At 51.7% G+C, this 12,623-nt stretch carries 8 protein-coding genes; 5 read left to right on the top strand and 3 right to left on the bottom strand.

The window, feature by feature from the left end:
* Positions 1 to 30: 30 nt before the first annotated feature.
* On the bottom strand, positions 31 to 1,383 hold the full coding sequence (gene yegD / locus OGX91_RS01895; RefSeq protein ID WP_199947542.1) for a molecular chaperone: 1,353 nt from the start codon (positions 1,381 to 1,383) through the stop codon (positions 31 to 33).
* Between the two features lie 136 nt (positions 1,384 to 1,519).
* Here yegD and alkA point away from each other — a divergent pair, with 136 nt between their 5' ends.
* Positions 1,520 to 2,389, top strand: coding sequence for a DNA-3-methyladenine glycosylase 2 (alkA, locus tag OGX91_RS01900; RefSeq protein WP_040231874.1), 870 nt, complete (start codon positions 1,520 to 1,522; stop codon positions 2,387 to 2,389).
* Here alkA and OGX91_RS01905 read toward each other — a convergent pair.
* Positions 2,357 to 5,686 carry a diguanylate cyclase gene (locus OGX91_RS01905; RefSeq protein ID WP_286625434.1) on the bottom strand — a complete coding sequence of 1,110 codons (3,330 nt, stop codon included), beginning with the start codon at positions 5,684 to 5,686 and terminating at the stop codon, positions 2,357 to 2,359. The genes alkA and OGX91_RS01905 overlap by 33 nt on opposite strands.
* Positions 5,687 to 6,001: 315 nt before the next feature.
* On the opposite strand from OGX91_RS01905, the gene udk reads away from it, so the two are divergent.
* From udk to asmA, 3 genes are all read left to right on the top strand, one after another.
* Positions 6,002 to 6,643 (top strand): uridine kinase, encoded by a 642-nt coding sequence (gene udk / locus OGX91_RS01910; protein WP_005128328.1) that lies wholly within the window; start codon positions 6,002 to 6,004, stop codon positions 6,641 to 6,643.
* Between the two features lie 91 nt (positions 6,644 to 6,734).
* Positions 6,735 to 7,316 carry a dCTP deaminase gene (gene dcd / locus OGX91_RS01915; protein ID WP_003036774.1) on the top strand — a complete coding sequence of 194 codons (582 nt, stop codon included), beginning with the start codon at positions 6,735 to 6,737 and terminating at the stop codon, positions 7,314 to 7,316.
* A gap of 26 nt (positions 7,317 to 7,342) precedes the next feature.
* Positions 7,343 to 9,196 (top strand): outer membrane assembly protein AsmA, encoded by a 1,854-nt coding sequence (gene asmA, locus OGX91_RS01920; protein ID WP_286625301.1) that lies wholly within the window; start codon positions 7,343 to 7,345, stop codon positions 9,194 to 9,196.
* A 44-nt stretch (positions 9,197 to 9,240) separates the two neighbouring features.
* On the opposite strand, the gene OGX91_RS01925 is transcribed toward asmA, so the two are convergent.
* Positions 9,241 to 10,824, bottom strand: coding sequence for a TerC family protein (locus OGX91_RS01925; protein ID WP_040231876.1), 1,584 nt, complete (start codon positions 10,822 to 10,824; stop codon positions 9,241 to 9,243).
* A 655-nt stretch (positions 10,825 to 11,479) separates the two neighbouring features.
* Here OGX91_RS01925 and OGX91_RS01930 point away from each other — a divergent pair.
* The gene (locus OGX91_RS01930; RefSeq protein WP_040231878.1) at positions 11,480 to 12,619 is read left to right on the top strand and encodes a polysaccharide export protein; all 1,140 of its coding nucleotides are present in this window, start codon (positions 11,480 to 11,482) and stop codon (positions 12,617 to 12,619) included.
* The last annotated feature ends 4 nt before the right edge of the window (positions 12,620 to 12,623 follow it).

Raw genomic sequence — 12,623 nt, forward strand, 5'->3', positions numbered from 1 at the left:
AATACGCGTACCTTTAAGCCTGCGAGCCGCTTAGCGGAAAACAACGTCAGCCCAGCGGGCCAGTCCGGCGGTGACGGAGCCGAAATCATCGCCACCCGCGATAGGGATCCCTGGAAGCTGCTGCGCAAGCGCTTTTTTGATCAACGGCGAACGTGCGCTGCCGCCGGTCAGGTAAATCACGTCCGGTTTTTCTTGTGCGTTTTCCTGCGCCAGTTGCACCTGCTCCAGAATACGCGCCAGAGGTTGATTGAGTGCAGTTTCCAGGCCGTGCTGACTGATATCGGTTGCCAGCGTGTCGCTGATAAACGGTATCGCCGCCGTAACAGCGGTCTGGTCGGAAAGCGCAATTTTGCTCTCTTCTGCGCTGCGTACCAGGCGATAACTCAGGCGTTCACGCCAGACTTTAAGCAGCAGCGCCACTTTGTCTGCTTCACGCGCATCGCGGATCAGATCGTTGAGTAAACGTCCATTGGCGGTACTGTAGAAATCACTTTGCGCGGGAACATCGTTGATCGCGACCGCGTTCCACCAGGGTAAAATCGGCAATGCGATGCCTTTTTCCGTTTCGCCGCCCATGCCCAGCAGTGGCATCAGATGTTTAAAGGCTAACGCAATATCCAGATCGTTACCGCCCACGCGGCAGCCGCTGTGTCCCAGCAGGCTGTTTTCGCGATCGGCGCGCTGATGCCATTGCGGTCCCATTAGTAGTAGCGAACAGTCAGTGGTGCCACCGCCGATGTCCACCACCAGTACGCGTTTTTCTTCCTGCAAGGTTGCTTCAAAATCCAGACCCGCGGCTACCGGCTCGTACTGGAAGACGACATCCTGAAAACCGGCGCGTTTGGCCGCACGTTCAAGAATACCCTGCGCCTGGGCGTTGGCGTCATCGCCGCCTAACCCCTGGAAGTTGATCGGGCGACCGATAACGGCCTGGGTGATCGCTTCAGGCAGCTGGTTTTGCGCCTGATTGCGAATATGCAGCATCATCGCACAAACCAAATCCTCAAATAGCGCAACCTGCTGCGGCTTCAGACCGCTGGCACCCAAAAATGATTTCGGCGATTTAACGAAGTACACCTCTTCCGGGTCGTCAATGTATTGCGCCAGTGATGCCAGACCAAACTGCACGCTATTGGCGCTAACATCGATGTCTTCATCGCGGTTATAACGCATCGCACGACTCAGTAGCGCCTGTGTTTCGGCATCCGTCGTGGGGACATCATGATGGCGATACAACCATTCGCTCACCGCTTCGCGCGTAGGTGCACAAAGCATTGAGGGCAGTAACGTGCTGTTGTTTTCCATTTTGAGCAAGTGTGGCTGCCCGTCACGCATTACGGCTACTGAACAGTTTGCCGTACCGTAGTCAAAACCAATAAACACCGTAGAAATCCCCATGCCAGTGAAGAAGGGGCGTGACTTTAGCGAAATGTCGCCGCCCCGACAACTGGAATATGAAAGCAAGGCGTATCGATTGAATACCGTTTATGCTGTAGGTTTAACTAAAAAGGACACCTGAATGTTAACACTGAGCTGGCAGCCGCCCTATGACTGGTCCTGGATGCTAGGGTTTCTTGCCGCCCGTGCGGTGGAGGGTGTCGAAACCGTCGGGGAGCTGTATTACACCAGAAGCCTGGTTATCGGCGAATATCGTGGACTGGTTAGCGTAGTGCCTGACCTGAAGACACACCAGCTTCAGGTCAGGCTAAGTCCGGGGTTACAGCCTGTTGCGCCAGAATGCCTGGTCAAAATTGAGCGGTTGTTCGATCTTCGCTGCTGCCCACAGCATATTGCTAACGCGCTGGGCAGCCTGGGCGCAGCGCGTCCTGGCCTGCGGCTGCCTGGCTCTGTCGATGCCTTTGAACAAGGTGTGAGGGCGATATTAGGCCAGTTAGTTAGCGTTGCAATGGCGGCAAAACTGACCGCGAAAGTTGTACGCACCTACGGTGACAGGCTTGATGACGCGCCTGAGTATGTTTGTTTTCCCACACCACAAGCGCTGGCTGCTGCTGAGCCTTTGCATCTGAAAGCCTTAGGGATGCCGCTCAAACGCGCCGAAGCGCTCATTCATCTGGCACGAGCAACGCTTACCGGAAGGCTTGCATCGGTTGCACCAGCTGATATTGAGCAAGGCGTAAAGCACTTACAAACGTTTCCGGGTATAGGGCGCTGGACTGCCAATTATTTCGCGCTACGCGGTTGGCAGGCGAAAGATGTTTTTCTTCCTGACGATTATTTGATCAAACAACGCTTTCCGGGCATGACACCAGCCCAGATCCGGCGCTATGCCGAGCGCTGGAAGCCGTGGCGCTCCTATGCGTTATTGCATATCTGGTATACGGAAGGGTGGCAGCCGTCAGTTGATAGCGAAGTTGCTGGTATTGAGTAGCAGATCCAACGGCTGAGCATCAGCAATGATGTCGCCGTAGATCATATCAATACCGATGCCAGAAAGTGCGTCCATAATAAGCGGCATTTGCACGGGGCCGGCGATCGTTTTGATATCCAGTCGCTGTGCATGTCCCTGGATAATAGAAACCCACATTTCATCCATCAGGTTGCCGTGAACACTGGCACTGATCTCACTGTCGAGTAACAGGTAATCGACGGTGTGAAACTTCAGGTTTTCAACGATCTCTAAGTCACGTCCAACCTGGCTTAAAATAATCCGACAACCCGCGTGACGAAGTCGCTGAATGGCCGATAGGCTCTGAGCTGGATGCGATTTCATCACTCCGGCTGGAATGGTCAGGTGTAATAAGCGTGGTGGTAGCGAACTACGTTGCAACTGCGCCAGCATTTCATCCACAAATTCGGTACTCAACAGTCCGGCGGCAGAAAGGGGAAGGGCAATACTGAGCCCCTTACTGGCAATCGCCGCCGCTGCATGCTGGAAAAATTCGTTAAAAACCCGACGGTCAAGCGCATGATTAAGCGCAGGGTCAACGAGTCCGGTTCGGAGGATATGCTCTTCGATAACATCACCGTCCTCTGTCCCCAGGCGCAGTGAGAGTAGCCAGAAGCTGAATGTCTCAGGAATGCGTGGAGAGGCCACACCCCGGGCGATCATGAGCATCGGGTTATGCGCAATAATGTGCTTCTGTTCATCAAACGACAGCAGTTCCCGTGAGACATGCGTCTGACTTTGCTGGGGTTCATACACACAGACCCGGCCACGCCCACTATTTTTGGCGGCATAACAGGCGATATCTGCCTGAGACATGACCTCAGTCGCGATATAATTTTTCTCATCGATCAGCGTAATACCCGCACTGGCGCCTATGCGGTGCAGACGGTCTTCCCACCTGAACTGATACTCGTTGATGGCGTTGATAATACGGCCTGAGATAAAGCGAGCGCTTTCGATGTTGCAATCAGGCAGCAACAGGCCGAATTCATCGCCACCGAGACGAGCCAGTACATCGCTGGTGCGCAGCATGCTGAGCATCAGAGAAGCCAGTTCGCGCAGCAGGGCATCGCCTGCAGCATGGCCCGCGCTATCGTTCACGGCTTTAAACCTATCCAGATCGATAAAGACCAGAACATGGCGTTGATGCGTATCGTGTACGGCTTGTAGCAATTGTTTCAGATGGTTCTCGAAGCTGACCCGGTTAGCAAGATGGGTGAGGTCATCATGCGACGCGCTGTAGCTCAGTTGGCGTAACATCTTACGTGACTCGGTGACATCCTGAATGACCAGTACGGAGCCAATGCTACCACCGTCAAGGGTACTGAGTGGCGTAATGCTGTACTGAATGTCGTAACTGCCGCCGTTACGGCAATGCAGAACCACCTCCTGCTCTATGGCAGTACGCGACATATCGGCACTGTAGATGTTTTCCATCAATGGGCCGTTATCACCAAAGGTAATTCGCAGCACTGTCAGTAACGGAATACCTATCGCGTCGTCCTGCTGCCAGCCGCTCATCTTCTCGGCAACCGGGTTCATGAAGGTCACGTTCATGTCGACATCAATGCAAATCACTGCTTCGCCGATTGAGTCCAGCGTGATGTGCAGACGCTCTTTTTCCTGGTACAGCGCTTCGTTGAGCTGCTTCACTTCGGTCATATCCAAATTGATACCGAGTAAGCGTTCAACTTCTCCGTCTTTATTCAGTACCCGGTTAGCTAACGAGCGGATATGGCGCACGCCGTCACGTACTGCAATACGAAATTCGAGCTTAAAGGGAATTCGTGCGGCCAGAGAGTCGCGAATCACATTTTCAGCATGCTCGCGATCTTCCGGTACGACGCACTCGTACCAGACTTGCCAACTGGGTTTGATATGTGGCGGGACTTCATAGAGATCGAACATGCGCTTATCCCAACTGATCACGTCGGGTTGCAGTTCCCACTCCCAGATACCGATACCGCCCGCTTCGTTGGCGAGGGTAATGCGTTCCATCAGCCGCTTATTCATCCACTCGGTGTGCTTCAGGTCGTTTATGTCTTCAACCTGTGCAATAAAGTAGAGTGGGGTGTTGTCGCTGTGGCGTACCAGCGAAACGGCCAGCAATGCCCAGACGACGTCGCCCGCGCGCGTGTAATAGCGCTTTTCCATGGAGTAGCTATTGATTTCACCACGGACCAACATGCCGAGTTGTTCGAGGTCGTTATTCAGATCTTCCGGCCAGGTGAGCTGCTGGAAGGTCAGCGCTCTCAGCTCTTCCTGACTGTAGCCAAGAAACTGACACAACGCTTTGTTTGCCTGTAACCACTGCCCTTCGGTACCGACCAGCGCCATACCAATCGCAGAATATTCCATAGCATTACGAAAACGCGATTCACTTTCCGAGATGTGTTTTCGCTCGGCCCGAAATGCGTACATCACCATAGTCATCATGTTGGCTGGCAACAGAATCATCAAAAACGGCAGCCACGGAATACTTGTCATCACATTCGCTTTCGGGGTGTAGAGCAGCGATGGGTTGGCAGCCAGCATCAGAGAGACCATCAGGATGGTGCTGAGAAAAATTAAAAATGCTTCCATACGCGGCAAACGGACGGCGCTCCACATCAGCAACACAATGACGCAGGTAAACGGCCACGGCACGTACATCATGGAGAGCCAACTGAACGTTAAGGTGACGAGCAGCGTGATGAGGGTCTCAAGCAGTAAACGTGGATCGCGGTGGCGCAGCAGATAATGAGGCTTGAATAACAGACCTAATGGCACCAGCGCCAGCGCGCCGATGGATTCGGAAAGCACCCAAATGAGAAACGTATTTAACGAGGTTCCCTCCGGGAGCAGTAGCCACATTAGCGCACCACCTAATAGCGGAGGTATGACGGCGCTACCCAAGGCCAAACGCGCCCAATCATTCAGATTCTGTAAGGGGTTATACCAAGGGAGCAGTTTGCGCAATAACATCGCGCCGACGACCGCTTCAATAATATTGATGGTCGTATAAGTATAGTTAAGCGAATCTCCAGGAAAAAACAGCAAAGACGCGCCGATGCTGCCGAATGAGCAAGCCAGCGCTATTCCGGGCCACATTTTTCCTGCATGGCGGTAAAACGCCACCATCATGATTGAGGTTGGAAACCAAAGCGGTGCCAGTTGGGTACCGAAACGCGACAGCTCCAGCGAGAATAGCGTAAAGATAAATGCTACCAGACCTAAACTGGCCAGGCGCAGCAGAGGATGGGGTAGGGTAACTAAAACATGTTGGAATTGTTTACTCATTACCACTTTACCCAAATCGCCGATGTCGGCCAGCAGAGTTACCGACCGCATCACATTTAATCTTCGTTTATGCTAGTACAAATAATTTACAATTTATACGCCAGTTGCTCATAAATTAACACGCTCAAGCCATTAATTCTTAAGGCGGGTGGATAAAACTTGAGCCTGCTTTAAAATTAACCGTTTTAATTTGCGACAGGGAAAGCATTGGTGCAGCCTGGGCTGGCATCGCGCTGCTGAAATCCCTATAATTGCCGCGTTTGGCGTTTCGACGCCGCCCTTCCTTACATCCAGGTTAATCAGGTCGCTAAATTTATGACTGATCAGTCCCATCAGTGCGTCATTATCGGCATTGCCGGCGCATCGGCTTCCGGCAAGAGTCTTATTGCCAGTACCCTTTATCGCGAATTGCGTGAACAAGTCGGTGACGAACATATTGGCGTTATTCCCGAAGACAGCTATTACAAGGATCAAAGCCATCTGTCGATGGAAGAACGCGTAAAAACGAACTACGACCATCCGAACGCGATGGATCACAGTTTGTTGTTTCAGCATCTGCAAACACTTAAACGCGGTTCCGCCATTGAATTGCCCGTTTATAGCTATGTTGAACACACGCGCACACAAGAAACTATTCATATTGAACCCAAGAAAGTCATTATTCTGGAAGGCATTTTGTTGCTGACGGATGCGCGTTTGCGTGATGAAATGAACTTCTCTATTTTTGTTGATACGCCGTTGGATATTTGCCTGATGCGCCGTATCAAGCGGGATGTGAATGAACGTGGTCGTTCAATGGATTCGGTGATGGCGCAATACCAAAAAACCGTACGTCCGATGTTCCTGCAATTTATTGAGCCTTCAAAACAATACGCCGATATTATCGTGCCTCGCGGGGGTAAAAACCGCATTGCTATCGATATTCTGAAGGCGAAAATCAGTCAGTTCTTTGAATAAGTTCAGCGAATTGTGTACCGTTCAGTGATAACCTGGTTCACCCTTAACGCGCCTGGCATTAAGGGGTTGAAGCACGAAAGGAGAAAGTGCCATGCGTTTATGTGACCGAGATATTGAAGCCTGGTTGGATGAAGGTCGTCTGTCGATCAATCCCCGTCCTCCTGTCGAGCGTATCAATGGCGCAACGGTAGATGTGCGTCTTGGTAACAAATTTCGTACGTTCCGCGGTCATACGGCGGCGTATATCGATTTGAGCGGACCGAAGGATGAGGTCAGCGCCGCGCTTGACCGCGTAATGAGTGATGAAATTGTCCTCAAAGACGGCGAGGCGTTTTTCCTGCATCCGGGTGAATTAGCGCTGGCGGTAACTTTCGAATCCGTTACGCTGCCTTCCGACCTTGTTGGCTGGTTAGACGGCCGTTCTTCGCTGGCACGTCTGGGCCTGATGGTACATGTTACGGCACACCGTATTGATCCGGGTTGGTCGGGGTGCATCGTCCTGGAATTTTACAACTCAGGAAAATTACCGTTGGCTCTGCGCCCCGGTATGCCGATTGGTGCACTGAGCTTCGAACCGCTTTCCGGTCCGGCAGCGCGACCTTACAACCGTCGCCAGGATGCGAAGTATCGCGATCAGCAGGGCGCGGTAGCCAGCCGGATCGATAAAGACTGAGTGTTTTTCAGTCCATTGGGGATAGCATGAGACGATTTCTGACGACGCTGATGATTCTTCTGGTCGTGCTGGTGGCCGGTTTCTCTGCGTTAGTATTGTTGGTGAATCCGAATGATTTCCGCGCATACATGGTGAAGCAAGTTGCTGCGCGTAGCGGATATCAACTGCAGTTAGATGGTCCTCTGCGCTGGCACGTATGGCCCCAGTTGAGCATTCTCTCCGGGCGCATGGTGCTAACGGCCGAAGGTGCCAGCGAACCTCTGGTTCGTGCCGACAATATGCGTCTGGACGTCGCCTTGTGGCCGTTGTTGAGTCACCAACTCAGCGTAAAGCAAGTCATGCTCAAAGGCGCGGTGATTCAACTCATACCTGAAACCGAGGCTGTGCGCGGAGTCGATGCTCCTGTTGCGCCAAAAGATAATACACTGCCGGATCTGGCAGAAGATCGTGGATGGTCGTTTGATATCGCTCGCCTGCGTGTGGCTGACAGCGTTCTGGTATTCCAGCATGAAGACGATGAACAGATAACGGTTCGTGATATTCACCTGAATATGGAACAGGATGCCCAGCATCGCGGAACGTTCGATTTCACCGGCCGCGTTAACCGCGACCAGCGCGACCTGACGTTGTCCATCAGCGGCGCTGTCGATGCGTCTGACTATCCGCATGATTTAGTCGCCAATATTGAGCAGCTGAGCTGGCAGGTACAGGGCGCTGACTTGCCGCCGCAGGGGATCCGCGGCCAGGGTCAACTGCAGGCTCGATGGCAGGAAGAGAAAAAACAGCTCAACTTTACGCAGATTAACTTAACTGCCAATGACAGTTCACTCGCCGGGCAAGCTCAGGTGACGCTGGCGGAGAAACCCGCATGGGACGTCGATCTGAAATTCGGCCAGCTCAATCTGGATAACCTGATCGTACGGCATGACGCTCTGGCGGCGACAGATACCGGGGCACAGCAGAGTCAGAGCCAGCCGACGCTGGCGCGACCGGTCATTACCTCGCAGGTTGATACCGTCTCTTATCAGGGGCTGAAAGGATTTTCCGCCAATATTGCACTTCAGGCGGATAAAGTTCTCTGGCGGAAAATGGCATTTGATAATGTTTCTGCAAAAATCGTCAACCAGGCTGGCTTATTGAATATCAATGAGTTGCAGGGGAAAAGTGACGGTGGATTGATCTCACTTCCAGGCTCGCTGGATGCCAGAAAAGGCTCACCACGGGCAGTCTTTCACCCACGGCTGGAAGGCGTAGAAATTGGCACTATCCTGAAAGCCTTTGACTATCCGATTGCCCTTACTGGCAAACTGTCACTGGCTGGCGATTTTTCGGGCTCTGACATTGATGCGCAGGCATTTCGTCACAGCTGGCAGGGACAGGCCAATCTTGAGATGAGCAGCACGCGTATGGAAGGCATGAACTTCCAGCAACTGGTACAACAGGCGGTTGAACGTAGCGGCGGTGATGCAGGCTCACAACAGGATTTGGATAATACGACGCGGCTGGATCGCTTTGTGACCGATCTGACGCTGGATAACGGCAAGGTTACGCTGGATAACATGGAAGGGCAGTCTGCCATGTTGGCGCTTTCGGGTAAGGGCACGTTAGATCTGGTTGAGCAAAATTGTGATACTCAGTTTAACGTGCGCGTGCTGGGCGGATGGAATGGGGAAAGCAAATTGATCGATTTCCTTAAAGCGACCCCGGTTCCACTCAGGGTCTATGGCAAGTGGCAGTCGTTAAACTATAACCTGCAGGTGGACCAACTCTTGCGTAAGCATATGCAGGATGAAGCGAAACGCCGATTGAACGACTGGGCCGATCGCAATAAAGACTCTCGCAACGGCAAAGACGTTAAAAAGCTGCTGGATAAACTTTGAACCCTGGTGCCGGATGGCGGCTTCAGCCCCATCCGGCATGTTGCTTATACCTCGTAATCCATCTCTTCTTCACTGCGCAGTGGTATCAACTGGACTTTCTGCACTCGATGGTTTTCTACTTGCAAGGTTTTCAGCAAATAGTCGCCAACCTGTACTTCCTCTCCGGTTTTCGGGATACGCTGCAAATACTCCATTAACAGCCCGGCAATGGTGTGATACTCACGTTTCTCATCTAATGGGAGCGGGACATACTGCACCAGGTCTTCCAGCGGCATATGGCCGTTTGCCGTCCACGACCCATCGGCATTTTTCTGAATATCATGACGAGCGTCGATCTCTTCGACTTCATTTGGCAAGTTACCCGCGATGGTTTCCATCACGTCGCTCAGCGTCACAATTCCTTCCACCGAACCAAACTCATCGGCCACAAAAGCGAAGTGTGTACGGGCATTACGGAACTGCTCCAGCGCCGGAAGAAGCGGCAGGGTTTCCGGGAATACCAACGGCTGGCGAAGTAAGACGCGCAAATCGAGCGGTTCGCCACGCAGCGACTGTTGCAGAAGGTCAATCACATGCACCACACCGAGCAGTTCTTCCTGTTCATCTTCTCCGGTTACGACCAGACGCGTATGCTGGTTTTTCTCCAGTAGTGTGCGAATTTCTGTTTCCGGTGCATTGAGATCAATATGCTCGATATCATGGCGTGACGTCATGATGCTGCTGACGGTTCGCTGATTAAGGTTCAGTACGCGCTCAATCATCCGCCGTTCTTGTGGTGCAAAAATCTGGCCTTCATGATGATCCGCCAACATGGCGGCAGTTTCGGCATCCAGCTCGGCATCTTCTTTTTGACCGCTTATCAGGCGCATCACCGCCTCGGCGGTACGCTGGCGTAACGTGTGGTTAGCCGACAGGAAACGACGACGGTTAAAAATAGCCAACTGGTTCAGGGCTTCTATCATGACCGAGAAGCCGATAGCCGCGTACAGATAGCCTTTCGGTATGCGAAAACCAAAGCCTTCCGCGACCAGGCTGAAACCAATCATCAGCAGAAAGCTCAGGCACAGAATAACAATAGTTGGGTGGCTGTTAACAAAGCGGGTCAATGATTTACTGGCCAGCATCATCAGGCTGATGGCAATAATCACCGCCGCCATCATGACCGCCAGATGATCAACCATACCAACAGCGGTGATCACCGAGTCCAGAGAGAAAATGGCATCCAGTACCACAATTTGCGCGACCACGCCCCAAAATTTCGCACCCCGACGTTGGGTGGGATTGTCGCTGTCTTTGCCTTCCAGCCTTTCGTTAAGCTCCATCGTCGCTTTGAACAGCAGGAAGAAGCCGCCAAATAGCATGATCAGGTCACGGGCACTGAAGCTGAAGTCCCGAATGCTGAACAGCGGTGTGGTCAGCGTCACCAGCCATGATATTGACGCCAGCAGCAGCAGGCGCATAACCATTGCCAATAGTAGCCCGGTAATACGCGCTTTATCCCGCTGCGATGGCGGAAGTTTCTCCGCGAGGATGGCAATAAAAACAAGATTATCAATGCCAAGAACGAGTTCTATCACGATTAGCGTGACGAGCCCGGCCCAGATTGACGGATCGGCAATCCATTCCATAGTAAATGCTATACCCATAGTTATATGACAATTGTCACAATTCGATCATGGGTAAAACCGACGAAAAATGCAATGGCGAGAAGGGATTTCTCTGCCCTTTATATCAGGACAGGGGCGAGAGAATAGTCTGAGGGTAACTGCAAGAAATGGCTTTATTTATGCAGTTATATTTAGGAAATATCGCAGGCTGGATATTTATATATTAACATTGTCAACATCAATAAAATCCTAAAAATATATATGTCTCACGCTTAATATTAATCTTAAAAGGCTACGTTTCAGGGCTTGTTATCTTGCCTGCTATTCGGTTAGCTGCAACAATTCTTCCCGTAATAATCAAAAGAGAAATATGTTGCCAGTATCGCACCATGCTATTACTGATGGGTAGGCGCTATGAATATGATGATAACTGCGAGGATGGGAAAAATATAAATTAATCAGTGCATTGGTAGCTAATAAAGCCAGGGGCGGTAGCGTGCCTGGTCGCCTGATGATAAACCTAAATTATTCTGTCAAGAGACTGCAGATGAATTCATTTTTTTAGGACTGATGCCAGTTAAATTTCTATTCAATTAACGGCAAGGTAAATGCAAACAGGCGTAATGGCTATTTAAAGCGCACGTGATAATTACTCTGCCAAAGTGATAAATAATCAATGATGAAATCCAAACTTAAATTGATACCAGTATTGGTGTCGGTAATATTGATCAACGGTTGTACCGTACTTCCGGGCAGCAATATGTCTACCATGGGCAAAGATGTGATTAAGCAGCAGGATGCCGATTTTGATATCAACCGGATGGTGAATGTTTATCCGCTTACCCCAAGACTGGTTGAACAATTGCGTCCGCGACCGAATGTTGCTCAACCTAATATGTCGCTGGATCAGGAGATCTCCGGGTACCAGTACCGGGTCGGACCCGGCGATGTCCTGAATGTCACCGTCTGGGATCATCCCGAACTCACCACGCCTGCGGGACAGTATCGTAGCTCAAGCGATACGGGTAACTGGGTGCAACCTGACGGCACCATGTTTTATCCCTACATTGGCAAAGTTAGCGTGGTGGGGAAAACGTTGGCAGAAATTCGTAGTGATATTACCGGGCGCTTAGCGAAGTACATCGCAGACCCGCAGGTGGACGTTAATATCGCCGCTTTCCGCTCGCAGAAGGCTTACGTCTCCGGGCAGGTGAACAAATCCGGCCAGCAGGCCATCACCAACGTGCCGCTTACCATTCTCGATGCCATTAACGCTGCAGGCGGTCTTACCGAAGCGGCAGACTGGCGCAACGTTGTACTGACGCATAAAGGCCAGGAGCAACGCATTTCACTGCAAGCGCTGATGCAAAATGGCGACCTGAGCCAGAACCGCCTGCTCTATCCTGGTGACATCCTGTTTGTTCCACGTAATGACGACCTGAAAGTGTTCGTGATGGGGGAAGTGAAAAAACAGAGCACCCTCAAGATGGACTTCAGCGGTATGACACTCACCGAAGCGCTGGGTAATGCGGAGGGCATTGACCTGACCACCTCCAATGCCAGCGGCATCTTTGTTATTCGTCCATTAAAAGGCGAGGGTGGGCATAACGGCAAGATAGCCAATATCTACCAGCTTGATATGTCTGATGCGACATCGCTGGTGATGGCGACTTCTTTCCGACTTCAGCCTTACGATGTGGTGTATGTCACGACCGCGCCGGTTGCTCGCTGGAACCGTTTGATCAATCAGTTGCTGCCGACCATTAGCGGTGTTCGTTATATGACGGACACGGCCAGCGACCTTCACAACTGGTAATCGC

Source organism: Citrobacter sp. Cpa228, assembly GCF_030333085.1.
In the GTDB taxonomy this organism is placed as follows: Bacteria; Pseudomonadota; Gammaproteobacteria; order Enterobacterales; family Enterobacteriaceae; genus Citrobacter; species Citrobacter pasteurii.